Here is a 23,465-nt window from a genome sequence, read left to right as displayed (position 1 = left end):
TCCCGGCACTCCCTATGATCGCCGACGCACGGCCGGAAAGGCGTGCCGACGGCCGAGCGCCACCGTGACGAACGCGCCCGCGATCAGCGGCAGCGAGGTCCACGGCAGGGCGCCGGCGCCCAGGTGCTCCAGGGCCACGCCACCGGTGAGCGAGCCCGCCGCGATGCCCGCGTTGTAGACCGTGGTCTGCAGGGACGTCGCCACATCGGCGTGCGCGGGACCCGAGGCGTCGACCAGCGCGGTCTGGATCAGCGTCGGCGCCCCGCCGAAGGCGACACCCCACAGGGCCACACAGGTGAGCAGGACGGCGGGACTGTCGGCGAAGCTGCCGAGGACGAGCATGACAGCCGCGCAGAGGGCGAGCGCGCCCAGCAGGGTCGGCCGAGGACGCCGGTCGACCAGGACGCCGGTCAGCCAGATCCCGGCGACCGTGGCCGCCCCGAACACCAGCAGGACCAGGCCGGTACGCCCGAACCCGGCATGCGCCGCGAACGGGGCGACGTATGTGTACATCACCTGATGGCCCAGCAGCAGGAGCAGCGTGACGGACAGGACGACCGGGATCCCCGGCAGCAGGGCCACCCGGCCGAGCGGCAGCCGCGCACCCGGCGGCTCCCCCGGGAATCCCGGCACCCGCCACCGCACCCAGCCCACCAGCAGCACCGCGAGCCCGGCCAGTGCGCCGAACGCAGTGCGCCAGCCGAGCGCCTCGGCGAGTGCGGTCCCGGCGGGCACGCCCAGCGACAGCGCCAGCGTGATCCCGGCGAGCACGATCGCGATCGCCCGCCCCCGCCGCTCGGCCGGCACCATCCGGGCCGCGTACCCGACGAGCATCGCCCACAGCGCGCCGCCGGTCAGACCGGCCACGAGCCGCGCCGCGAAGGTGAGGCCGTACGACGAGGACAGCGCGACCACCGCGTTGGCGGCCGCGAAGCCCAGCAGCGTACCGATGAGCACCGGCCGTCGCGGCAGCCCCCGCAGCAGGACGGTGAGCGGGATCGCGCCCGCGAAGGAGGCCACCGCGTATCCCGTGACCAGGAAGCCGACCTGTGCCTCGGACACACCCAGCGCGGGTGCCATGAGGGGCAGCAGGCCCGCCGGCAGCAGTTCGGTCAGGACGGCGGTGAAGGCGGCTGCCGACAGGGCGAGCAACCCGGACCACGGGAGTGATGTGGGCAGGGCTCGGCCCTTGGCCATGGATGCGGTGGACATGCGACCATGGTCGAACCCTCACATCAGTGTGAAGGCAAGGGCGACCATCGAGGCCTCGAACTCCGAAGCCCGAGGAGGCGGGCAGTGAGGAGGCGGGCATGAAGATCGGTGACCTCTCCCGCCGCACCGGCGTCCCCACCAGGCTGCTGCGCTACTACGAGGAACAGGACCTGCTCCACCCGAACCGCACGGACAACGGATACCGGGCCTACGCCGAGTCGGCCGTCCAGGACGTCCAGCAGATCCGCGGGCTCCTCGACTCGGGCCTGACCACGGAGATGATCCGCGCGATCCTGCCCTACCTCTCCGGCCCCGACGAGATCCTGCTGCCCGCCGAACACCTCACCCCGCGGACCGCCGCCCTCCTCCAGGGCCACATCGACCGCATCCAGGCCCGCATCGACTGTCTGGCCCGCAACCGCGACCGGTTGAGCGCCTATCTGACGGCGGTGCGGCCAGATCCTGGCGCAGACGTCGTTGACCGGTAAAGCTGTTGCCCTGGGACCCGCCCGATGCTGGAGTGACCCCATGGATCATGCCTCGATACTCGCCCTGTACGACCGGGACATGCGCGAAGGCGCACAGCCGGACAGCCCCGACGCCCGGGTCGAGCGGATCGGGCGCGTGGTCCGCCAGGTCTCCTCGGCGCGCGGCTGGAACGGCGTCGTGTGGTCCGACCTGGACGCCGCGAGCGCCGACGCGGCGATCACCGAGCAGATCGCCCACTTCACCGGTCTCGGCCACGAGTTCGAGTGGAAGCTCTACGGGCACGACCTCCCCGTGGACCTCGGGCAGCGGCTCAGGGACGCCGGGTTCACGGCCCAGCCCGAAGAGACGCTGATGATCGGCGAGGTCGCCGCACTGACCCTGGACGCCGAGCCGCCGGAGGGCATCCGCGTCCTGCCGGTGACCGACACCAAGGGCGTCGACCTCGTCGCCGAGGTGCACGAGAAGGCGTTCGGCACCGACAGCTCCCGGATGCGCCACCAACTGCTCGCCCGCCTCGCGGCCGATCCGGACACCGTGGTCGCCGTGGTCGCGCTGGCCGGGGACACCCCGGTGAGCGCGGCCCGCATGGAGATGGTGCCCGGCACCCGGTTCGCCGGACTGTGGGGCGGCGGCACCGTCGAGGCCTGGCGCGGTCGCGGCATCTACCGCGCCCTGGTGGCCCACCGTGCCCGCGCCGCCGTGGAGCGCGGCTACCGGTACCTCCAGGTCGACGCCATGAGTGCCAGCCGCCCGATCCTGGAGCGCCTCGGGTTCGCGCCGCTGACCACCACGACGCCGTACGTGTACGTGCCGTAGCGAGGTCCTACGGTCCGTGGATGTCACATCCGGACCCGCCCGATCCGTCGCACGGTCATGACGACGAACGCGAGCAACACGTGCCGCACCAGCCAGAGCATCCTTCTCGCGGGCGCCAGCGGTGTCCTCGGCGGGCACATCTCCCGCGCTCTCACCGAGGCGGGTCACAAGGTCACCGGCCTCGGTCGTGGGCCGGACAACGGCGTCCGGGCGGACCTGTCGGACCGCGACGCCCTGCTCCGCGCTGTCGACGGCCGGAAATTCGACACGGTGATCCACGCCGCGACCGCGCTGCGCAAGCCGCCGATGCGCCACCGCGACATGCACGCCACCAACGCGCTGCGCATCGGCGGAACCGCCCACCTGATCGAGGCCGCGCGGGCCACCGGCGCCGGGCGCCTGGTGGCGGAGTCCATGGTCTTCGGATACGGCTACGGCGATCACGGTGACCGGGTGATCGTCGAGGACGACGTCTTCGGGCCGCCCGGGCGCTCCCCGGAGCTGGAAGGCCATATCGCGGCGATGCGGGTGAAGGAACAACTCACCTTCGGTGCCGAGGGGTTGGCGGGCATCGCCCTTCGCTTCGGCCTGTTCTACGGTCCCGGCGGCACCAACGCCCTCCTGCCCATGCTGCGCAAGCGGCAGCTGCCCGTGACCGCCGACCACGGCCGGGTCCTGCCGTGGATCGACCTCACCGACGCGGCCCGGGCGGTGGTCGCCGCCGTCGAACGCGGCCGCCCCGGCCAGGCGTACAACATCGCCGACCGCGCCCCGCTGGGATTCGGGGCCCATGTCCGGTGGGTGGCCGAGGAGTTCGGCCTGCCGAAGCCGATGACCGTGCCGCTGTGGCTGACGCGGCCCATGTCGTACGCGCACACGGTGATGTCGACTTCGCTGCGGGTGTCGACGGCGAAGGCGGAGCGGGAACTGGGCTGGACGCCGGCCCACCAGACGGTTCGCGACGGACTCGCCGCGATGCGGGCGGCCGTGGGGGAGTCATGACGCCGGGGCGCGCATGACGTCGCACGCGCACCCCGAGTCAGCTTCCCTCGCGTCCGCATACGACGTCAGCGCCGCGCCTTCGTCCGGTCCAGTGCGGCCACACCCAGCGCGGCGAGGCCGATCTGGATGAGCCACTCGATCCAGTCGACGCCGTCGGTGTCGGCCACGTCGAGGCCGGCCGCGAGCGCCGAACCGAGCAGCGCGGCCACGATGCCGACGAGGATCGTCCACAGGACCCCGATGCGCTGACGGCCCGGAACCACGAGACGCCCCAGCACACCGATGATGACGCCGATGACAAGGGCACTGATGATGCCTGAGATCTCCATTTCGCCCCTCCTCCTGTCCCCGCACTGACACGGGTTCCCCCTGGAGGGAGGGACAGTCCGTTCCGCTTCAGTCGGCGAACCACCCGGTGGCGGCCACCACTTCGGCGGCGATGTCGATCACCGAGCGGCCGTCGGTCGCCACGCGCAGCACGTCCGCGGGCACACGCTCGTCCAGGAGCCGTGCCTTGCGGGCGCTGTTGCGCACCTCGTGCTCCAACTCGGAGCCGAGCTCGCGCCCGGTCAGCCGGTGTCCGGCCGTCTCGTCGGTGGCGGTGAGCAGCACGCGTACGAGCCGTACGCCGTCCCCCATGGCCCGGCGGAACATGGGCGCGGTCTCGTCGAGCACGCTGCCGGTGTTCGTGTAGACGAGCCGCCGGTATCCGAGTTCGGCGTAATTCCCCCACACGGCGGCGAGGTTCCGCTCGGTGATACCGGCCCGATGCGCGTCGTCGGCCGGTGCCGGATGGACGTATCCCATGAAGTCGCCGTCTATCACGGCGTGCGCGACCTGCGCGGCCCGCAGCCGAGCCGAGACCTCCCAGCCCACCGTGGTCTTGCCGACCCCGGCCCGCCCTCCGATGAGGAGTGCTTCCGGGTGATCCGTGCGATCCGTGTGATCCATCCGGGCAGCGTGCCCGGCCGCGGGCATCCTTGGCGAGCGGTTTGTTCCGGGCCTTCGTCGACCGGGACTTGGCCGCACCTGCCCTCCTGCGCCGGCCCGCGCCCCGGCGTCAGGCCTCAGGTGCCGTGGGCTCGACCCACGAGGTCAGTCGGCCGTCCGGCTGCAGGGCGACGTGCAGCCCGTTGTTCTCGCCGTACGCGGCACGGCCGTTGGCGACGAGAGTGTCGATCCGTACGCCGTCGGCGAGGACCTCGGCCTCGTAGTGGTTGACGGCGAGCCGGTAGACCTTCGCCGTCGTCACGCCGTCCGCCAGGGTCGGCGTGGCGACCAGGACGCGCTTGACGACCGGCTCGGGCTTCGGCTCGGCCCGCTCGACCCAGGAGGTGACCCCGCCGTTCGGCTGGAGGGTGACGTGCAGCCCGTTGTGCTGGGCGTGCGTGGGCATGCCCTGGGTATAGAGGGTTCCGTACTTCACGCCCTTGGCCCAGATCTCCGCCTCGTAGCGGTTCTTGCCGGTGCGGTACACCTTCGCCCGGCTGGCCTTGTCCGCGAGCTTCACCGTCTTCACGTGGACGCGCTTGGCCTTGGCGGAGTGGCCCGCCGGCGTGACAGCCGCGGTGCCGGGCGTCTGGACGGCGAAGGCGCCGGCGGCCGAGACGCCGAGTGCGGCGGTGACACCGGTGGCGACGAGGGCGGTGCGCAGGGTGCGGGGAGCACGCATCAGGGAGTCGTTCCTTCGGTGGGGGTTCGTTTCGACGCGTTCGACGCTACGGACCGTCCATCAAGGAACCCCGTACGTCTTGTAACAGTCATTCGTCGTATATTGCTGGGAAATGTATCGAAACGGGCAAGCGGTCTCGATTGACATGCAGGCATCCACCTGCATAACTTTGAGTGTGCGATCAGAGAGCGACCCCGGAATGGACAAGGTCTTCAAGGCGCTGGCCGACGACACGCGCAGACGGCTACTGGACCGGCTGCACGAGCACAACGGGCAGACGCTGGGGGAGCTGTGCGCGCGTATCGACATGGCGCGTCAGTCGGTGACCCAGCATCTGGCCGTCCTGGAGGCCGCCAACCTGATCAGCACGGTGCGGCGGGGGCGGGAGAAGCTGCACTACCTCAATCCGGTCCCGCTGCACGAGATCCAGCAGCGGTGGATCGACAAGTTCGAGCAGCCGCGCCTGCGCGTGCTGGGGGCCGTGAAACGACGAGCCGAGGAAGCCATGACCGACAAGCCCACATTCGTGTACGTCACCTACATCGAGAGCACGCCCGACAAGGTCTGGGACGCGCTCACCGACGCCGACCTGACCGCCGCCTACTGGGGCCACAGCAACGTCTCGGACTGGCGGCGGGGTTCGCGCTGGGAACACATCCGTACGGACGGCTCGGGCATCGCCGACGTGGTCGGCACCGTCGTGGAGAGCGAGCGCCCGAGCCGCCTGGTCACCACCTGGGTGGCGCCGGACGAGGAGGGGCAGGAGGACAAGTACTCCAGGGTCACCTTCGACATCCAGCAGCACGTCGAGATCGTCCGGCTCACCGTGACCCACGAGGACCTGCCGGACGAGAGCGCGCGCGCCGACGTGTCGTCCGGCTGGCCTGCGGTGCTGTCCAACCTCAAGTCGCTCCTGGAGACGGGTCACGTCCTGCCTCAGGAGCCGTGGCTGATGCCGACCCGCTGATCGGGCGCCTGTGACAGGGGTGCGAAACGGCCGGTCCGCGGGTGCGGACCGGCCAGGACGGTTCAGCTCGGATGTGCTCGTACAGCGGTGTGCCCGCTACGGCATGGGTGTGCTCTTCGCGGCCGTGCCGGCGCACAGCAGCCCCAGCAGCACGGCCAGCGCGCCGATGATGATGTTGTTCAGGATGACGCCCATGTCCGGGCTGGCGCCGACGATCCACGGCGCGACGATCATCCATACGCCCATCGCGCAGAACGCCCAGCTGAGGCCGTACATACGCTCCGGGGCCCGGGTGAACCCGAGGGCCAGCAGGCCGATCGCGATGCCCATGATCAGGTTGTGGGTCGCGAGCGCGGGCTGGCTGGTCGTGTAGTGGAGTATCCAGGGGGACGCCGCGCAGTACAGACCGAGCAGGAACACCGGTCCGTCCACGAGCGCCACGTCACGACCGCCGAGCATGCGGGCGTAGCGTTCCCGCATTTCGGACACATCAGGGTGGGCGGATATGTCACCTCTGGTGGGCTGCACGTTGGCCATGACTCGTCTCCTTTGACTCGCAGGCCGACCGCGTCTGGTGCGGTATGCGGTTAACGCCGCCTAGGCAACATTCTGCGCTTATTTTTTCTTTATGTGTAGAGCTGTTCGAGAGTACGGCGAGGGTGTCGATCCGGGGGCGGGCCGTTCGTGTAGGAGGTGAGAGAACACGACGAGGCTCCAGGAGGCCGTCATGAAGTACTACCTGCTCAACGTGATGCAGCCGGTCGGGGATCCGCCCGGTCCGGAGGTCCTCGGCGAGATCGAGAAGAACCTCGACGCCCTCAACCGGGAGCTGCGGGAGGCGGGCGCCTGGGTGTTCGCCGGGGGGCTGCACGGCCCGGAGTCCTCCACCGTGCTGCGGCCCCGCGACGGCGACGTCCTGGTCACCGACGGGCCGTACGCCGAGGGCAAGGAGATGCTCGGCGGCATCAGCCTGATCAAGGCGCCCGACCTGGACGCTGCTCTGGAGTGGGGCCGCAGGCTGGCCCTTGCGACCACCCTGCCGATCGAGGTGCGGCCGTTCATGGGCGAAGCCGAGGACTGATGGCGGCCATGGACGTCGAGGACGTCTTCCGCGCGGAGTACGGCCGGGCGGTCGCCGTCCTCGTCCGCTTCCTCGGCGACATCGACCTCGCCGAGGAAGCGGTCCAGGACGCCTTCACCACGGCACTGCGGAGCTGGCCGGAGACCGGTGTGCCGCCGAGCCCGGCCGGGTGGATCATCACCACAGCCCGCAACCGGGCGATCGACCGGCTGCGCCGCGAGTCCAAGCGCGCCGAACGCCACGCCCAGGCGGCCCTGCTGCACGGCCCAGGCCCACTGCCCGAGGAGGGCCCCGTGCGCGACGAACGACTCCGGCTCATCTTCACGTGCTGCCACCCCGCCCTCGCCGTCCAGGCGCGGGTCGCCCTCACCCTGCGGCTCCTGGGCGGGCTCACCACCGCCCAGATCGCCCGCGCTTTCCTGGTCCCCGAGCCGACCATGGCGCAGCGGCTGGTGCGGGCCAAGGCGAAGATCCGCAACGCCGGGATCCCGTACCGGGTGCCCCGCGACGCCGATCTGCCGGACCGGCTGTACGGGGTCCTCGCCGTCGTCTACCTGATCTTCAACGAGGGATACGGCGGCTCGCCCGACCTGTGCGCGCAAGCCGTGCGCCTGGGCCGTCTGCTGGCCGAGCTGATGCCGGACGAGCCCGAGGTCACGGGCCTGCTGGCGCTGATGCTCCTCGTCGAGTCCCGTCGGCCCGCGCGGGAGGACGCCGACGGAGCGCTCGTGCCGCTGCCCGAGCAGGACCGGGATCGCTGGGACCGCGACCTCATCGGGGAAGGGCAGGCGCTTCTGCGGCGCTGCCTGCGCCGGAACCAGCCGGGGCCGTACCAGATCCAGGCCGCCATTCAGGCCGTGCACAGCGACGCGCCGACCGCCGAGGCCACGGACTGGGGGCAGATCCTGCGGCTGTATGACCAGCTCATGGCCCTCGCCCCCAGTCCCGTGGTGGCCCTGAACCGGGCGGTCGCCGTCGCCGAGGTCGAGGGCCCGCGCCACGCCCTCGACCTCGTGGACGACCTGGACCTCGACGGCTACCACGTCTTCCATGCCGTCCGCGCCGACCTCCTGCGCCGGCTCGGACAGGACACAGTGGCGGTGCGGGCGTACGAGGCGGCCGTCGCGCTCACCCGGAGCCCGGCGGAGCGCGCCTTCCTTCAGCGGCGTATGCGGACCCTCACACGCTGAGGGCCTCCCGCACCGCCCCCTCGGCCTTTGCCCCGCCCTCGCCGGACGACGTCACCCGTCCGGCCTCCAGGACGTAGTACCGCTGCGCCGCCCGCATCGCGAACCCGACGTGCTGCTCGACCAGCAGTACCGACAGCCCGCCCCGGGCGGCCAGCGCGAGGATCGTCTCCTCGATCTCGGCGACCACCGACGGCTGGATGCCCTCCGTCGGCTCGTCGAGGAGCAGCAGTCGAGGCTCCGTCACCAGTGCGCGGGCGATGGCGAGTTGCTGCCGCTGGCCGCCGGAGAGCAGGCCCGCCCGGCGGTTCGACAGGGTCCGCAGCGCCGGGAACAGGTCCAGCGCCTCGGCCACCGCCTCCTTCCCGCGCTTGCGCCCGTCCGCGACCAGCTGGAGGTTCTCGGCGGTCGTCAGATGCGGGAACGACTGCTGGCCCTGGGGGACGTACGCCATTCCGCGCGCGACGCGTTCATGCGGCTTGCGGCGGGTGATGTCCTCGCCGTCGAGCCGGATGGTCCCGCCGGTCGGCGTGAGCAGTCCGACGGCGGCCCGCAGCAGCGTGCTCTTGCCCGCGCCGTTGTGTCCGAGGACCGCGGCGACGCCGTCCTTCGGCACCTCGACGGACACGCCGTGCAGGACGCTGCTGCGGTGGTAGCCGACGCGTACGTCGTCGATCTGGAGCATCACGCCTCCTGTACGGCCACGTCAGCGGTGACCTCGGTGGATGTGTGCCCGAGGTACACCTCCTGCACCTTCGGGTCCGCCTGCACCTCGGCCACCGTGCCCTCGCTGAGCACCTTGCCGGCGTGCAGCACGCTGACGCTGCGGGCGAAGGACCGCATGAAGTCCATGTCGTGCTCGATGACGACCACGGTCCGCTCCTCGCTGATGCGTTGCAGCAGCTCCCCGGTGGCCTGGCGCTCGTCGTGGCTCATGCCGGCCACCGGCTCGTCGAGCAGCAGCAGCCGTACGTCCTGCACCAGCAGCATGCCGATCTCCAGCCACTGCTTCTGGCCGTGCGCGAGTGTCCCGGCGGGGGAGTCGGCGAGCTCGGTGAGCCCGACCGTCTCCAGCGCCCTGGCGACTGGCTCGGGGACGCCCTTGCGGCGCCGCAGCATGGTCCACATGCTCCGGCCCGAGCCCGCCGCGATGTCCAGGTTCTGCAGGACCGTCAACTCCTCGAAGACGGTGGCGGTCTGGAAGGTCCTGCCGATTCCCGACCGGGCGATCCTGTGCACGCTCCGGCCGAGCAGCTCCTCACCGCCGAACCGCACCGAGCCCGCCGCCTTCACCAGACCGGTGACCGCGTCGACGAGGGTCGTCTTGCCCGCGCCGTTGGGGCCGATGAGGAACCGCAGATCGCCCGGCCGGACGTCGAGGTCCACTCCGTCGACGGCGGTGAACCCGTCGAAGGACACCCGCAGTCCGCGTATCTCAAGGCCGCTCATGCTGCTTCTCCTACGGGGATGACGGCCGCCTTCTTCTCCGTGACCGCCCTGCGGCGCCGCACGATCCCCGCCAGCGAGGCGAGCCCGCCGGGCAGGAAGGCGAGCGCGACGATGAACAGCAGGCCCTGGAAGTACGTCCAGGCCGCCGGGAACTCCTCCGACAGCGCGGTCTTCGCCCAGGCCACCGCGACCGCGCCGAGCACCGCGCCGACCAGGCTGGCCCGGCCGCCCACCGCCGCGCCGATCACGAACTCGATCGACGGCACGATGCCGATCAGGGCGGGCGAGATGATGCCGACCGCCGGCACGAACAGGGCGCCCGCGAGGCCCGCCATGCCGGCCGCGACGACGTAGGCGACGAGCTTGACGTTCGCCGGATCGTAGCCGAGGAAGCGCACCCGCTCCTCCGAGTCCCGTACCGCGACGAGGAGTTCGCCGTAGCGGCTCTGGATGAGCTGGCGGGCGAGGGCGATGAGCAGCAGCAGGGCCGCGGCGATCACGAAGTACACCATGCGCTGGTTCACCGGGTCGTCGAGGGCGTAGCCGAAGAAGCCCTGGATGTCGGTGAGTCCGTTGGTGCCGCCGGTCGTGTCCTGCTGGCCGATCAGCCAGATGGCGAACGCGGCGGCGAGCGCCTGGCTGAGGATCGCGAAATACGCGCCCTTGACCCGGCGCCGGAAGATGAACGAGCCGAGCAGGGCGGCCACGGCCATCGGGAGCAGCACGGTCGCCGCGAGCGCGAAGAGCGGGTTCTCGAACGGCTTCCACCACCAGGGGAGTTCGGTGGCGGTGCCGTACAGCTGCATGAAGTCGGGCAGGTTGCCGGGCCCCGCGTCGGCGATCTTCAGGTGCATCGCCATCGCGTAGCCGCCGAGGCCGAAGAACACGCCCTGGCCGAGCGTCAGCAGGCCGCCGCGGCCCCAGGCCAGGCAGATGCCGACCGCGACCATCGCGACGCACAGGTACTTGGCGAGCAGCCCCAGCCGGAAGTCGGACAGGACCAGCGGCGCGAGGGCGAACAACAGGACGGCCGACCCCGCGAAACCGGCCGCGGCCCGAGCCGACGGGCCCTTGAACAGGTTCATACGACTGAGCGGGTTCACACGAGACTCCTCGTACGCAGCGTGTACAGCCCCTGGGGCTTCCACTGGAGGAACGCGACGATGCCGACGAGCACCAACACCTTGGCGACGCTGACCGTGGTGGAGTACTCCAGCACCGACTGCAGCACGCCCAGCACGAAGGCGACGATCACCGTGCCCTTGAGCTGTCCGATGCCGCCGACCACGATCACCAGGAAGGCGTCGATGATCACGTTGGTGCCCATCGTCGGCCCGATCGGGCCGACCAGCGTCAGCGCCACCCCGGCCACCCCCGCGAGCCCCGAGCCGAGGAAGAAGGCCGTACGGTCCACGGTCGAGGTCGAGATGCCGGACACCTCCGCGAGGTCGCGGTTCTGCACCACGGCCCGGATCCGGCGGCCCAGCGGCGTCAGCCGCAGCGCCAGCGAGAGCGCGACGACCGCCGCGACCGCCAACCCCAGAATGAACAGGCGGCTGTTGGCCACGGTGAGCGGATCGTCGCCGCCGATCAGGGTGATGTTCCCGGTCAGGACGTCGGGCGCGCGGGTCTGTACGTTCGGCGCGCCGAAAAGGTCCCGGGCGAGTTGCTGGAGCATCAGCGAGACACCCCAGGTGACGAGAAGGGTGTCAAGTGGCCGCAGATACAGGCGTCGTATCAAGAGCCATTCGAGAAGTGCGCCGAGAGCGCCCGAGACGAGAAAAGCTACGGGAAGAGCGACCAGCAGCGAAATTCCGGCGCTGGAAATGGACTTCTGCAGGACATACGTCGTGTAGGCGCCGGCCATGATGAACTCGCCGTGGGCCATGTTGATGACGTTCATCTGGCCGAAGGTGAGTGAGAGACCGAGCGCGATGAGCAGCAGAACGGCACCGATGCTGATGCCGGTGAAGGTCTGACCGAGGATCACGGTCATACGGCGGCTCCGGGGAGGCGGGGGAGCGGGGACCCGGCGGACAGGTGCCGGGCCCCCACAAGGCGATCGGTCGGGTCAGGACAGGCCGGAGGCCCAGGAGTAGCCCTTCAGGTACGGGTCCGGCTTGATCGGCTTGCCGGAGTCCCACACCTGCTCGATCAGACCGTCGGAGCCGACCTTGCCGATCCGAGCCGTCTTGTAGATGTGCTGCGAGGCGCCGTCGATCGTGACCTTGCCCTCGGGCGCGTCGAAGGTGATGCCGTCCGAGGCGGCCTTCACCTTCTCGGGGTCGAAGGATTTGGCCTTCTCGACCATCGCCTTCCACAGGTAGACCGAGACGTACGCGGCCTCCATCGGGTCACTGGTCGGCTTGTCCTGGCCGTACTTGGCCTTGTACGCCTTCACGAACTTCTCGTTCGCCGCGCCCTCGGTGGTCTGGTAGTAGTTCCAGGCCGTGAGCTGGCCCTCCAGGTACTGCGTACCGATCGACTTGACCTCCTCCTCGGCGATCGACACCGAGACGACCGGCATGCTCTTCGCGGTCAGGCCCGCCGACTTGTACTCCTTGAAGAAGGCCACGTTCGAGTCGCCGTTGAGGGTGTTGAACACCGCGTCCGCCTTGGACGCCTTCACCTTGTTGGCGATCGTGCTGAACTCCGTCGACCCCAGCGGCGCGTAGTCCTCACCGAGGATCGTCATGCCGTTGGCCTTGGCGTACGCCCGGATCTCCTTGTTGGCGGTACGCGGGAAGACGTAGTCACTGCCGACCAGGTAGAGCTTCTTCAGGCCCTGGCTCTTGAGGTAGTCGAGGGCCGGGATGATCTGCTGGTTGGTGGTGGCGCCCGTGTAGAAGATGTACGGCGACTCCTCCAGGCCCTCGTACTGCACCGGGTAGAAGAGCAGCGACTTGTTCTTCTCGAACACCGGCTTGACGGCCTTGCGGCTGGCGGAGGTCCAGCAGCCGAAGGTCGCCGCGACCCCGTCCTCCTTGATGAGCTTGGTCGCCTTCTCGGCGAACGTCGGCCAGTCGGAGGCCCCGTCCTCGCTGATCGGCTTGATCTTCTTGCCGAGGACGCCACCGGAGGCGTTGATCTCGTCGATCGCGAGCGTCAGCGAGTTGCGTACGGTCACTTCGCTGATCGCCATGGTGCCGGACAGCGAGTTGAGCAGGCCGACCTTGACCGAGTCACCGCTGACGTCGATCTTCGCGGCCTTGTCGGACGAGCCGGCCGCGTCGGTCTTCGCGCCGCACGCCGAGAGGGCGACGACGGCTGCGAGCGCGGCCGTGCCGGCCAGGAAGCGGCGCCGTTGGAGCGGGGGAAGGCTGGACAATTGAACCTCCTTGTCCCCATGACGAGGACACCTGAAAAGGAAGGAATCAGCAGCCCTTCAGGGTCCCTGAAGTGCGGTCCACAGCCTCAAGTCGGCCTGTTTCCACGGCGTTTCGAGTTACTTACCCGGCTGTATCTTCCGGCTCTCCGCAGGGAAATAAGCGGGAAACAAAAAAGCCCCGGGTTGAATTCCGCACCGGAATTCATACTTCGCCCGAGGCATTCTAGATACTTCCTGCAGGAAGTATCTGCGTGTGGTGCAGGCATGTCAAGGGCGAGCGGCGTCGAGGTCGAGCTGGGTGAGCACGTCGAAGTCCACGCCGTCCGCCTGGGCGAGGTAGATGCGCTGCCTGACATGGCTGTCCCTCAGCCGTAGCAGCCCGCGTGGTCCTTCGTACGACACCGACTCGGCCGACGCGCCGATGGCTGCCACATCCAGTGTCCTGGCCCGGGCGATGAGCGCGGCGAGCAACAGCACGCCCTCGTAACACGATTCGCCGAGACTGCCGGGGGCCGGTGCCTCGATGCCGTACCGCCCGGCGTACTGGCCGTGGAAGTCGAGCGTGTCCTGGTTGGCGAGCGAGGCGAAGAACCCGGCCGTGCTGTAGAGGCCGGCGGTCGCCGTGGGGCCGCTGGCCATCAGCATGTTCTCGTCCATGAGCGTGCTCAGGCGCAGACAGCGCTGGTCGAGTCCGGCGGCGGCGAACGCCCGGTTGAAGCGGACGGCGTCGTTGCCGACCAGGAGCATCAGGACGGCGTCCGCCTCCGACTGCTCGATCCTGCGCAGCACGGCGTCGAAGTCGTGGGTGCCGAGCGGCAGATACGCCTGCCCGCGGATCGCGCCCCCGGACTCGCGCGCGTACGTGCACGCTGCTCGCGCGGTGCGCCGCGGCCAGACGTAGTCGTTGCCGACGACGAACCACCGGCGCACCTTGCGCTCGCCCGCCAGCAGCCGCATCGCCGGCCGCAGTTGGGCGTCGGGTGTCTCACTGGTCAGGTAGACGCCGGTGGTGTGTTCCCCGCCCTCGTACAGCGCGGTGTACACATACGGCACCCGGTGCGCGATGCGCGGCGCGAGTGTCTGGCGTACGGAGGAGATGTGCCAGCCGGTGACGCCCTGCACGACGCCCAGGTCCACCAGCGCCTCGACCCGGTCGGCGATCTCGCGGGGCTCGGCGCCGCCGTCCACCGGGAGCAGCCGCAGCTCCTTGCCGAGCACACCGCCCGCGTGGTTGACCTCCTCCGCGGCGAGCTGTGCGCACAGCTCGCAGGTCGGCCCGAAGATGCCCGCGGCGCCCTGCATCGGGAACACGAGGGCGACGCTGAGCACGGAGTCGTCGACGGTGAACCAGTCGAGCGGATGGGGGTCGAGCCGGAACATGCGGTCATGATTCCGGGTCCGTTCGGTGAACTCCAGTGCGTCTCGGGGGCTGGGCGGTGGGGAAATGATGGACGTCGACGATCCTTTGGTGACCTGTGGACGATCCTTTGGCGAATCGGCACTTGTACGATGACGGCACCCCGGGACCGAGGAGCAGGATGCCTACCCCACCTCCGCGTCAGCCCCAGGACCTGTTGCAGTTGTTGACGCGCGCCGAACGCCTGGCCGCGCGCCGGCTGCAGAGCGTCCTCGACGAGGACGGCTGCTCGCTCGACGCCTGGCGGGTGCTCTCCCTGCTCTCCGACGGCCAGGGCCACTACATGACGGCGGTGGCCGAAGCGGCCTTCCTGCCCCCGGCGACCCTGACCAAGCTGGTCGACCACCTCGTCGACCAGAACCTCGTGTACCGCCGGGTCGACCCCCTCGACCGCCGCCGCATACTCGCCCACCTCACGCCACGCGGCGAGACCTACTGGCGGCGGCTCAGCCGCGAGGCGCGGGCAGGCCTGCCGGTGCTCAGCGAGGGCGACGACGACCTGCTGCGCGGTCTGCTGGAGCGCCTGGTCGGCACCCTGGAGCAGGCGGCGGCAGAGACCGCCGGCTGATCTCGGCCGTCCTGCGCGCGTAGTGGCGAAACTACGCTGATCTTCACTGGAACCGCAGGTCAGCGGCGCGCCAAAGGGGACTCAGGTGGCGCAATGATTCAGAAACACCACTGACCGGAAACCGTCGGTATGGTCACCGCATGCCACCTGAACGAACCCGCGAGCACACCGCGCCGCTCGCCGCCGCCCGCCGCCGTCGGCTGCGTGCGGACCGGGCGCGGCAGCTCGCGGACCTGCTGCGGCACCTGGTCCTGACCGGGGGATTTCCCGGGGGCGCGCTGCCCCACGAGGACGTCCTCGCCGCCGACTACCAGGTGTCACGGAACACCGTCCGGCACGCACTGGACCTGCTGCGCGCCGAGCAGCTCGTCGAGCGCATGCCGGGCGTCGGCACCGTCGTCGTCGCCGAGAAGTACTCGCACGGCCTCGACCGGCTGATGGGACTCGCGGAGACCCTGCGGGAACACGGCCGGGTCACCAACGAGGTACGCACCATGGGGCCCGTCGCCGCGCCCGCACCGGTGGCCGAGCGGCTGCGCCTGCCCACCGGCACCGACGTGCTCTACATCGAGCGCCTGCGCCGGCTGAACGGGCTGCCGCTCTCCCTCGACCTCACCTACCTTCCCCTGGACATCGGCGGCGAACTGATCGGCGCCGACCTGGAGAACACCGACGTCTTCCGGCTGCTGGAGCAGATCACCGGGCAGCCGCTCGGGCACGCGGAGATCACCCTGGAGGCCGTCAACGCCGACGCGCACTCCGCCACCGTGCTCCAGGCACCGCGCGGCGCCGCCGTGCTGATGCTGGAGCGCCTCACCCACCTGTGCGACGGCAGGCCCGTGGACCTGGAGTTCATCCGGTTCCGCGGAGACCGGATCGCGATGAGCGGGCTGCTGCGCCGCTCCGTCTGACGACCACTCGCGCTCCCCTGAAGAAAGCGCGATAGCGCTGAACACGCGCGATCCGCGCAGCGTTCCTTTCACCCCTCGCAGTACCTCACTGGAGACAGCCATGCCCTTGGTGCCCCAGCGGGCCGACGTGCCCGTGACCGTCGACGAGTCGAAGTGCATCGACGGCTGCACGCTCTGTGTCGACATGTGTCCGCTGGACTCCCTGGCGATCAACCCCGACAGCGGCAAGGCGTACATGCACGTCGACGAGTGCTGGTACTGCGGCCCTTGCGCCGCCCGCTGCCCCACCGGGGCCGTCACGGTCAACATGCCCTACCTGCTGCGGTGAAAGGCCCACTCCCGATGAACCACAAACGCACCACCCCCGCCGTCCTGCTCGCGGCCGCCCTGGTCAGCACTCTTGTCACCGGCTGCGGCGGAGGCGCCTCGGCGGACGACTCGAAGCACGTCACCGTCACCGTGGGCTACCAGTCCAAGACCATCAACACCGTCACCGCCGGCACCCTGCTCCGCTCCCTCGGCTACTTCGAGCGCGCACTCGCCGCCCAGGGCAAACGGGACGGCATCTCCTACAAGGTCGAGTGGCAGGACTACGCCACGGGTGCGCCCATCACGGCACAGATGACCGCGGGGAAGATCGACATCGGGTCGATGGGCGACTTCCCGTTGCTCATCAACGCGGCCCGTGGCAAGCAGCTGAACCGTCCCACGCGGCTGGTGTCGGTCACCGGCTACAACCTGCGCGGCGCCCTCAACACCGTGGTGACGGCGCCGGACTCGAAGCTCACCTCGCTGAAGGACCTGCGGGGCAAGAAGGTGTCGACCAGTGTGGGCTCGGCGGCCGACGGGACCCTCGTCAGGGCACTGCAGCGCGCCGGGATCGACGCGGAGAAGGACATCGGCAAGCTCAACCAGCAGCCGGCGGTGGGTGCTTCGGCGCTTCAGGCGGGCAGTGCCGACGCCCTGTCGCAGTTCGTGGCCTGGCCCGGACTGCTCGTCTTCCAGGACAAGGCGAAGGCCCTGTACGACGGTGCCGAACTGGACCTGCCCACCTTCCACGGGGTGACGGTCCGCGAGGACTTCGCCGATCAGCGGCCCAAGGTGCTCGACGCCTTCCTATCCGCGCAGATCGAGGCGACGAACTACCTGAACGACCACCCCGTGCAGGCCGCCGAGAAGGTCGCGAAGGCCACCGGGCTGCCCCCGGAGGTCGTCTACCTCTACAACGGCAGCGGCGGCATCGCCACCTTCGACCCCGCGGTCAAGCCGCAGCTCGTCTCCGCGCTGAAGAAGGACGTGTCGGTGCTGAAGTCGGCGAAACTCGTCGGCGACGTGGACGTCGACTCCTTCGTCGACGACGGCCCGATCAAGCGCGTGTACGGCAAGGAGTACGCCGAGCGGCTCGCCTCCGCCCCCGCCGCGTCCCGCAGCGAGGTGTGGCTGAAGGGCGAGGACAGCACCCGCCCCTTCGACTCGCCCGCCGCGCTGCTGAAGTTCGTCGCCGCCGGGAACGAGGACAAGGTGCGCGCCGCCTATGTACCGGACGCCACCACCGGCACCCGCTGGTACGCCGACAAGGCGGTCTGGGTCCAGGACGGCAAGGAGCTGAAGCCCTTCGTCACCGCCTCCGGCGCCGGCACCTACACCCAGGGGCACCCCGGCTCACGCACCGTCTCCTACGCCACCGCGCTGGAGCAGGCGTCATGACCGCGGTGACCGCCCCGCCGAAGACGGCATCGGCGGGGCCGGCGGTGGCCGCTCGACGCGCCGGCCCCCTCCGGCCCGTCGTACGCGTCCTGTCCCTGATCGCGGCGCTCGGACTGTGGCAGCTGCTCACCACGCTCGACGTCCAACTGTGGCTGCGCTTCGACCAGTTCCCTCCCGTCACCGACGTGGCCCGGGAGTTCGGTGAGCGGCTCGGCACCGCCGCCTACTGGCAGGACGTGACCGACAGCCTGCGCAGGATCGTCGTCGGCTTCCTGCTCGCGGCGGTGCTCGGTGTCGCCGCGGGCGTGGCCGTCGGCCGCTCCCGCTGGGCCGCCGACCTGTTCGGTCCGGTGCTGGAGGTGCTGCGGCCCATCCCCGCGATCGCGCTCGTGCCCGTGGCGATCCTCCTCTTCCCCAGCAACGAGCAGGGCATCGTCTTCATCACCTTCACGGCCGCCTTCTTCCCGGTGCTGGTCGCCACCCGGCACGCGGTGCGCGCGCTGGCGCCGGTGTGGGAGGAGGCGGTGCTCACCATGGGCGGCGGACGATGGCGGGTGCTCGCCTCCGTGGTGCTGCCCGGCGCGCTACCGGGGATCTTCGGAGGGCTGTCGGTCGGGATCGGCGTCTCGTGGATCTGTGTGATCTCCGCGGAGATGATCTCCGGCGAGTACGGGGTCGGCTACCGGACCTGGCAGGACTACACCGTCATCGACTACCCGGGCGTGTTCACCGGCATCGTGAGCATCGGCCTCCTCGGCTGGCTGACCTCCACCGTGGTGGAACTCCTGGGACGCCGGCTGACGCACTGGCTGCCGCGGCGCGAAGGGAAGGCCACCTCATGAGTATGGAAACCAACACCGTCACCGCCCCGCGGACCGACCTCCCGGCCGCCGGGGCGCGGCTCGGCGTCACCGGCGCCGAACTCGGCCGCCCGGGTGCGGTCGTGCTGCACGGGGTGGATCTCGAAGCCGCCCCCGGCGAGATCCTGACCGTCGTCGGCCCGTCCGGGTGCGGGAAGTCGACCCTGCTGCGGACCCTGGCCGGGCTGCTGCCCGCGCTCACCGGACAGGTCGCCCAGGACGGGCGGACCGTCACCGGGCCCGGCGCCGACCGGGCGCTGGTCTTCCAGGAGGACGCCCTACTGCCGTGGCGCACGGCGCGGGCCAACGTCGAACTGCCGCTGGCCATCAGGGGACTGGACCGCGCCGAGCGCAGGCAACGGGCCGGGCAGTGGCTGGACCGCGTCGGACTGGCCGGTCTGGAACGGCAGTTGCCGCACCGCCTCTCCGGCGGGCAGCGCCAGCGGGTCCAGCTCGCCCGAGCCCTCGCCGGGCAGCCGCGGGCCGTCCTCATGGACGAGCCGTTCGGTGCCCTGGACGCCCAGACCCGGGCCGGTATGCAGCAGTTGCTGGTGGAGGTGCTGCAGGGGACCGGTGCCACCGTCGTCTTCGTCACCCACGACGTGGACGAGGCCCTGTTCCTCGGCGACCGTGTCGCGCTGCTCGGCGCGGGCCGCCTCGCCGGGATCCGGACGGTGCCGCGACCCCGGGACCGCGGCGCCCGCGACGACCCCGCGACCGTGGCGCTGCGCCACGACATCCTGGAGTCCCTCAGCCCTCGTACGTCCTGAGCGTTCCCGGCGCGGCGCGCGTTCCGCGTGGTTCGGCGCCCGCATGTCCTGAGCGTCCCGGCCCTGCGCACGTTCCAGGTGGTTTCGGCCCAGCACGTCGTGAGCGTCCCGGGTCCTCCGGGCGTTCCGAGTGTCCCCGGCCTCGCGCACGTTCCGCGTGTTCTCGGCCCAGCACGTCCTGAGCGCCCCAGTCCTCCGCACGTCCCGAGCATCGTCGGCCCTCGCCCGTCCAGGGCCCCGCACGCACTGCGCGCCCCTCGGCCCCGCACGTCCCGAAAGGCACCCCAGCCATGACCACCCCGACCCTGACGGAGATCCCCGACCTCGACTCGGCCGAGGAGCTGAGCTGCGACGTCCTGGTCATCGGCGGCGGCACCGCCGGCACGATGGCCGCGCTGACCGCCGCCGGGCGCGGTGCCTCCGTGCTGCTGCTGGAGAAGGCCCATGTACGGCACTCCGGGGCGCTGGCCATGGGGATGGACGGCGTGAACAACGCCGTCATCCCCGGCCGCGCCGAGCCGGACGACTACGTCGCCGAGATCACCCGCGCCAACGACGGCATCGTCGATCAGTCGACGGTCCGTCAGACGGCCACCCGGGGCTTCGAGATGGTGCAGCGCCTGGAGTCGTACGGGGTGAAGTTCGAGAAGGACGAGCACGGCGAGTACGCGGTCCGGCAGGTGCACCGGTCGGGTTCGTACGTGCTGCCCATGCCCGAGGGCAAGGACGTCAAGAAGGTCCTCTACCGGCAGTTGCGCAGGCGGGAGAACCGCGAGCGGATCCGTATCGAGAACCGGTTGATGCCGGTGCGCGTCCTGACCGCGGGCGGCAGGGCGGTCGGCGCAGCCGCCTTCAACACCCGCACCGGGGCCTTCGTGGCCGTACGGGCGGGCGCCGTGATCCTCGCGACGGGTGCCTGTGGCCGACTGGGGCTGCCGTCGAGCGGTTATCTGTACGGCACGTACGAGAACCCGACCAACGCGGGCGACGGCTACGCGATGGCGTACCACGCGGGCGCCGAGCTCACCGGCATCGAGTGCTTCCAGATCAACCCGCTCATCAAGGACTACAACGGTCCGGCCTGCGCCTATGTCGCCAACCCGTTCGGCGGCTACCAGGTCAACCGGCACGGGCAGCGGTTCGTCGACTCCGACTACTGGTCGGGGCAGATGATGGCGGAGTTCGCCGCCGAGGTCGCCTCCGACCGCGGCCCGGTCTACCTCAAGCTCAGTCATCTGCCCGAGGAGTCCATCTCGGCCCTGGAGTCGATCCTGCACTCCACGGAGCGCCCCACCCGCGGCACCTTCCACTCCGGTCGGGGACACGACTACCGCACCCACGACGTGGAGATGCACATCTCCGAGATCGGCCTGTGCGGTGGCCACTCCGCCTCCGGAGTGCGGGTCGACGACAAGGCCCGCACCACCGTGCCCGGCCTGTACGCGGCGGGCGACCTGGCCTGCGTGCCCCACAACTACATGATCGGGGCGTTCGTCTTCGGCGACCTGGCGGGCGAGGACGCCGCCCAGTACAAGGCGTACCAGGGCGAGTTGCCGCAGGACCAACTCGCCGAGGCGCACGAGCTGATCTACCGGCCGCTGCGCAACCCCGACGGTCCCGCCCAGCCCCAGGTCGAGTACAAGCTGCGCCGCTTCGTCAACGACTACGTCGCCCCGCCCAAGAGCGGCGCCCGGCTCTCCCTGGCGCTGGAGCACTTCGAGCGGATGCGGGACGAGATCGCCGAGATGGGCGCGCGGACGCCGCATGAGCTGATGCGCTGCGCCGAGGTCTCCTTCATCCGCGACTGCGCGGAGATGGCCGCCCGGTCCTCCCTCGCCCGCACCGAGTCCCGCTGGGGCCTCTACCACGAGCGCCTCGACCACCCCCAGCGGGACGACACGGACTGGCTGCACCACCTCGACCTGCGCAAGGGCGAGACCGGGGCCATGGAGTTCACGGCGCGCCCGGTCGAGCCCTACCTCGTGCCCGTCGACGAGTTCACCCCCGCCGGCGGCCCCGCCCGCCACCTGGGCGAGGTGCATCCGCTGGAGACGGCCACGGCGGGGCGGCGCGAGGCCCCGCCCGCAGCGCTCACCCCGGAGGCGGGCGGCGCGGCCGACCCCGCCGGCCCGACAAACGGAACCTCGCAAGCCACCCGGGAACGGCTCCTCGAACTGGTCGCGCTCACGGAGGAGGAGCCCGATCTTCCGGCCCTGGAGCCCTATTTGAAGGACGCGGACGCAGCCGTACGGCTCGCCGCCGTCAAGGCGCTGACCGAGACGGCCCCACCCGGCGCGGGTCCCGCACTGGCCACCGCCCTGGTCGACGCCGACGGCCACGTGAGCGCCGCGGCCGCCGCCTCGCTGCGCGAGCTGGCCGAAGTCCTCACGGCGGAACCGGAGTTGCGCGCCCCGCTGGTGGCCGCGTTGACGGCAGCGGATCCGACGGCCCGCGCCGCGGCACTCGACGTGCTGCGCGCCCTGCGCCTCGGGGACGCCGAGTTGTTCGCCGGTCTCCTGGCCGCCCCGGAGACCGAGGTGCGCCTGGCCGCCGTACGCGCCCTGGTCTCGGTCGACGCCGTCGAGGTCCTGTCCGAGGCGGCCGGCGACGCCGCGCGCGAGGTGCGGGTCGCCGTGGCGCGTGGCTTCGCCGCCCTGACCGCGCACATCGACCGGGACGCCGGCACACCGGCCGCCCTGCACCGTCTGATCGGCGATCCCGATGTCCTGGTACGCGGGGCGGCGCTGGAAGCCCTGGGTGTCCTCGGTGTCCCCGGCGAACTCCTCGCCACCGTCACAGCGGCGCTCACCGACCCGGCCTGGCAGGTCCGCACGGGCGCCGCGACCGCACTGGGCGGGGCGGCACCGGACCAGGGCGTGCCCGCTCTCGCCGGGGTGCTGGGCGACCCGAACGCCGATGTGCGCAAGGCCGCGGTACTCGCTCTGTTGCGCCACACCGCACGCGACGACGCCCGTACGGCGCTCGCCGCCGCGGTCGACGACCCCGACGCCGACGTCCGCGCGTACGCGGGACGGGCGGGGCGGTGATCGGGTGCCTTCCCAATTCCGGGGCTCATCGGACGGGTTGACGGGTCTGCATTCCTCTTATTGGTACAGACCAAACTCTTGACTGGTACAGACCAAAGCGGTTGAGTGTGTCTCCACACCCCCCACCACGGCCGCCCCCACGCCGTGGCCGACCTTGTCGGCGCGTGCGCACAAGGCTCTGCTTCGCCCTGCCCTTGTCCGGGTGCGGCCGTGCTCCGCAAAGGAGTTGATCCTGTGTCGAGGCGCCGCATAGCTGCAGTCCTGTCCGCACTCGCCCTGGGCAGCGCCGCGCTGGTGCTCCAGCCGGCCCAGAGTGCGTCCGCCGCCGGTTTCGTCGTCAGCGAGTCGCAGTTCAACCAGATGTTCCCGAACCGGAATCCCTTCTACACGTACAGCGGCCTGACCGAAGCCCTCAGCGCTTACCCCGGCTTCGCCAACACCGGCAGCGACACGGTGAAGAAGCAGGAGGCAGCGGCCTTCCTCGCCAACGTCAACCACGAGACCGGCGGACTGGTCCACATCGTCGAGCAGAACACCGCCAACTACCCCCACTACTGCGACCGGAGCCAGCCGTACGGCTGCCCCGCAGGCCAGGACGCCTACTACGGACGCGGCCCCATCCAGCTCAGCTGGAACTTCAACTACAAGGCCGCGGGCGACGCACTCGGCATCGACCTCCTGGGCAACCCCTGGCGGGTGCAGAACGAGGCGCCCGTCGCCTGGAAGACCGGCCTGTGGTACTGGAACACGCAGACCGGCCCCGGCACCATGACCCCGCACAACGCCATGGTCAACCAGGCCGGCTTCGGCCAGACCATCCGCTCCATCAACGGCTCCCTGGAGTGCGACGGCAAGAACCCGGCCCAGGTGCAGAGCCGGGTGGACGCCTACAACCGGTTCACGTCGATCCTCGGCGTCTCCCCGGGCGGCAACCTCTACTGCTGACGCCCTGCGTGCCCGAGGCGTGTGCGAAACTCCGCCG

General features: G+C 70.5%; 25 protein-coding genes. 14 read left to right on the top strand and 11 right to left on the bottom strand.

The window, feature by feature from the left end; translation table 11 throughout:
- Positions 1-12: 12 nt before the first annotated feature.
- Entirely contained in the window at positions 13-1,212 is a 1,200-nt protein-coding gene (locus BLU79_RS14460) for an MFS transporter (protein ID WP_093906155.1), read from the bottom strand.
- Between the two features lie 98 nt (positions 1,213-1,310).
- Here BLU79_RS14460 and BLU79_RS14455 point away from each other — a divergent pair, with 98 nt between their 5' ends.
- The 3 genes from BLU79_RS14455 to BLU79_RS14445 are packed head-to-tail and all read left to right on the top strand — an operon-like array spanning position 1,311 to position 3,519.
- Positions 1,311-1,700: a MerR family transcriptional regulator gene (locus BLU79_RS14455; protein ID WP_093906154.1), complete on the top strand. Its 390-nt coding sequence runs from the start codon at positions 1,311-1,313 to the stop codon at positions 1,698-1,700.
- 40 nt (positions 1,701-1,740) lie between these two features.
- The gene (locus tag BLU79_RS14450) at positions 1,741-2,517 is read left to right on the top strand and encodes a GNAT family N-acetyltransferase (RefSeq protein WP_093906153.1); all 777 of its coding nucleotides are present in this window, start codon (positions 1,741-1,743) and stop codon (positions 2,515-2,517) included.
- 57 nt (positions 2,518-2,574) lie between these two features.
- Complete coding sequence (locus BLU79_RS14445; protein ID WP_093906152.1) at positions 2,575-3,519, top strand: NAD-dependent epimerase/dehydratase family protein; 945 nt, start codon at positions 2,575-2,577, stop codon at positions 3,517-3,519.
- 65 nt (positions 3,520-3,584) lie between these two features.
- Here the strand turns inward: BLU79_RS14445 and BLU79_RS14440 are convergent, their stop codons facing one another.
- The 3 genes from BLU79_RS14440 to BLU79_RS14430 form a co-directional block, all read right to left on the bottom strand.
- Complete coding sequence (locus tag BLU79_RS14440; protein ID WP_093906151.1) at positions 3,585-3,848, bottom strand: GlsB/YeaQ/YmgE family stress response membrane protein; 264 nt, start codon at positions 3,846-3,848, stop codon at positions 3,585-3,587.
- Positions 3,849-3,915: 67 nt separating this feature from the next.
- Positions 3,916-4,470 (bottom strand): nucleoside/nucleotide kinase family protein, encoded by a 555-nt coding sequence (locus tag BLU79_RS14435; RefSeq protein ID WP_093906150.1) that lies wholly within the window; start codon positions 4,468-4,470, stop codon positions 3,916-3,918.
- A 109-nt stretch (positions 4,471-4,579) separates the two neighbouring features.
- A complete protein-coding gene (locus BLU79_RS14430; protein WP_093906149.1) occupies positions 4,580-5,191 on the bottom strand; it encodes a hypothetical protein in 612 nt (203 codons plus the stop codon).
- Between the two features lie 199 nt (positions 5,192-5,390).
- Here BLU79_RS14430 and BLU79_RS14425 point away from each other — a divergent pair, with 199 nt between their 5' ends.
- Positions 5,391-6,158 carry an ArsR/SmtB family transcription factor gene (locus BLU79_RS14425; protein ID WP_093906148.1) on the top strand — a complete coding sequence of 256 codons (768 nt, stop codon included), beginning with the start codon at positions 5,391-5,393 and terminating at the stop codon, positions 6,156-6,158.
- Between the two features lie 96 nt (positions 6,159-6,254).
- Here the strand turns inward: BLU79_RS14425 and BLU79_RS14420 are convergent, their stop codons facing one another.
- On the bottom strand, positions 6,255-6,695 hold the full coding sequence (locus tag BLU79_RS14420; protein WP_093906147.1) for an SPW repeat protein: 441 nt from the start codon (positions 6,693-6,695) through the stop codon (positions 6,255-6,257).
- A 190-nt stretch (positions 6,696-6,885) separates the two neighbouring features.
- Between BLU79_RS14420 and BLU79_RS14415 the strand changes: the two genes are divergently transcribed.
- Both BLU79_RS14415 and BLU79_RS14410 read left to right on the top strand, forming a co-directional pair.
- Positions 6,886-7,239, top strand: a complete 354-nt coding sequence (locus BLU79_RS14415) for a YciI family protein (protein WP_093906146.1) — start codon at positions 6,886-6,888, stop codon at positions 7,237-7,239.
- Positions 7,239-8,429, top strand: coding sequence for an RNA polymerase sigma factor (locus tag BLU79_RS14410; RefSeq protein WP_093906145.1), 1,191 nt, complete (start codon positions 7,239-7,241; stop codon positions 8,427-8,429). Before BLU79_RS14415 ends, BLU79_RS14410 begins: the two co-directional genes overlap by 1 nt.
- Here BLU79_RS14410 and urtE read toward each other — a convergent pair.
- The 6 genes from urtE to BLU79_RS14380 all read right to left on the bottom strand — a co-directional run bounded on the left by urtE (position 8,419) and on the right by BLU79_RS14380 (position 14,583).
- Complete coding sequence (gene urtE, locus BLU79_RS14405; protein WP_093906144.1) at positions 8,419-9,111, bottom strand: urea ABC transporter ATP-binding subunit UrtE; 693 nt, start codon at positions 9,109-9,111, stop codon at positions 8,419-8,421. The genes BLU79_RS14410 and urtE overlap by 11 nt on opposite strands.
- Complete coding sequence (gene urtD, locus BLU79_RS14400; RefSeq protein WP_093906143.1) at positions 9,111-9,875, bottom strand: urea ABC transporter ATP-binding protein UrtD; 765 nt, start codon at positions 9,873-9,875, stop codon at positions 9,111-9,113. The genes urtE and urtD overlap by 1 nt, the downstream gene beginning before the upstream one ends.
- On the bottom strand, positions 9,872-10,960 hold the full coding sequence (gene urtC, locus BLU79_RS14395; protein ID WP_093906142.1) for an urea ABC transporter permease subunit UrtC: 1,089 nt from the start codon (positions 10,958-10,960) through the stop codon (positions 9,872-9,874). Before urtC ends, urtD begins: the two co-directional genes overlap by 4 nt.
- 14 nt (positions 10,961-10,974) lie before the next feature.
- A complete protein-coding gene (gene urtB, locus BLU79_RS14390; RefSeq protein ID WP_093906141.1) occupies positions 10,975-11,871 on the bottom strand; it encodes an urea ABC transporter permease subunit UrtB in 897 nt (298 codons plus the stop codon).
- A gap of 75 nt (positions 11,872-11,946) precedes the next feature.
- Positions 11,947-13,203 carry an urea ABC transporter substrate-binding protein gene (gene urtA, locus BLU79_RS14385; RefSeq protein ID WP_093906140.1) on the bottom strand — a complete coding sequence of 419 codons (1,257 nt, stop codon included), beginning with the start codon at positions 13,201-13,203 and terminating at the stop codon, positions 11,947-11,949.
- A gap of 267 nt (positions 13,204-13,470) precedes the next feature.
- The gene (locus BLU79_RS14380) at positions 13,471-14,583 is read right to left on the bottom strand and encodes a substrate-binding domain-containing protein (protein WP_093906139.1); all 1,113 of its coding nucleotides are present in this window, start codon (positions 14,581-14,583) and stop codon (positions 13,471-13,473) included.
- A gap of 158 nt (positions 14,584-14,741) precedes the next feature.
- Here BLU79_RS14380 and BLU79_RS14375 point away from each other — a divergent pair, with 158 nt between their 5' ends.
- The 8 genes from BLU79_RS14375 to BLU79_RS14340 all read left to right on the top strand — a co-directional run bounded on the left by BLU79_RS14375 (position 14,742) and on the right by BLU79_RS14340 (position 23,428).
- Positions 14,742-15,188, top strand: a complete 447-nt coding sequence (locus BLU79_RS14375) for a MarR family winged helix-turn-helix transcriptional regulator (protein WP_093906138.1) — start codon at positions 14,742-14,744, stop codon at positions 15,186-15,188.
- A gap of 140 nt (positions 15,189-15,328) precedes the next feature.
- Complete coding sequence (locus BLU79_RS14370) at positions 15,329-16,099, top strand: GntR family transcriptional regulator (RefSeq protein ID WP_093906137.1); 771 nt, start codon at positions 15,329-15,331, stop codon at positions 16,097-16,099.
- A gap of 100 nt (positions 16,100-16,199) precedes the next feature.
- Positions 16,200-16,427, top strand: coding sequence for a 4Fe-4S dicluster domain-containing protein (locus BLU79_RS14365; protein WP_031480193.1), 228 nt, complete (start codon positions 16,200-16,202; stop codon positions 16,425-16,427).
- Between the two features lie 14 nt (positions 16,428-16,441).
- On the top strand, positions 16,442-17,806 hold the full coding sequence (locus BLU79_RS14360) for an ABC transporter substrate-binding protein (RefSeq protein ID WP_093906136.1): 1,365 nt from the start codon (positions 16,442-16,444) through the stop codon (positions 17,804-17,806).
- On the top strand, positions 17,803-18,648 hold the full coding sequence (locus BLU79_RS14355; protein ID WP_093906135.1) for an ABC transporter permease: 846 nt from the start codon (positions 17,803-17,805) through the stop codon (positions 18,646-18,648). The genes BLU79_RS14360 and BLU79_RS14355 overlap by 4 nt, the downstream gene beginning before the upstream one ends.
- Positions 18,645-19,436, top strand: coding sequence for an ABC transporter ATP-binding protein (locus tag BLU79_RS14350; protein WP_093906134.1), 792 nt, complete (start codon positions 18,645-18,647; stop codon positions 19,434-19,436). The genes BLU79_RS14355 and BLU79_RS14350 overlap by 4 nt, the downstream gene beginning before the upstream one ends.
- Before the next feature lie 290 nt (positions 19,437-19,726).
- Complete coding sequence (locus BLU79_RS14345; RefSeq protein WP_093906133.1) at positions 19,727-22,483, top strand: fumarate reductase/succinate dehydrogenase flavoprotein subunit; 2,757 nt, start codon at positions 19,727-19,729, stop codon at positions 22,481-22,483.
- A 234-nt stretch (positions 22,484-22,717) separates the two neighbouring features.
- Positions 22,718-23,428 (top strand): chitinase, encoded by a 711-nt coding sequence (locus BLU79_RS14340; protein ID WP_093906132.1) that lies wholly within the window; start codon positions 22,718-22,720, stop codon positions 23,426-23,428.
- Positions 23,429-23,465: the final 37 nt, after the last annotated feature.

The sequence above is a fragment of the Streptomyces sp. cf386 genome (assembly GCF_900103585.1).
Lineage (GTDB): Bacteria > Actinomycetota > Actinomycetes > Streptomycetales > Streptomycetaceae > Streptomyces.
The sequence above is the reverse complement of the archived record's forward strand: the minus strand, read 5'-3'. Positions and strand labels throughout refer to the sequence as shown.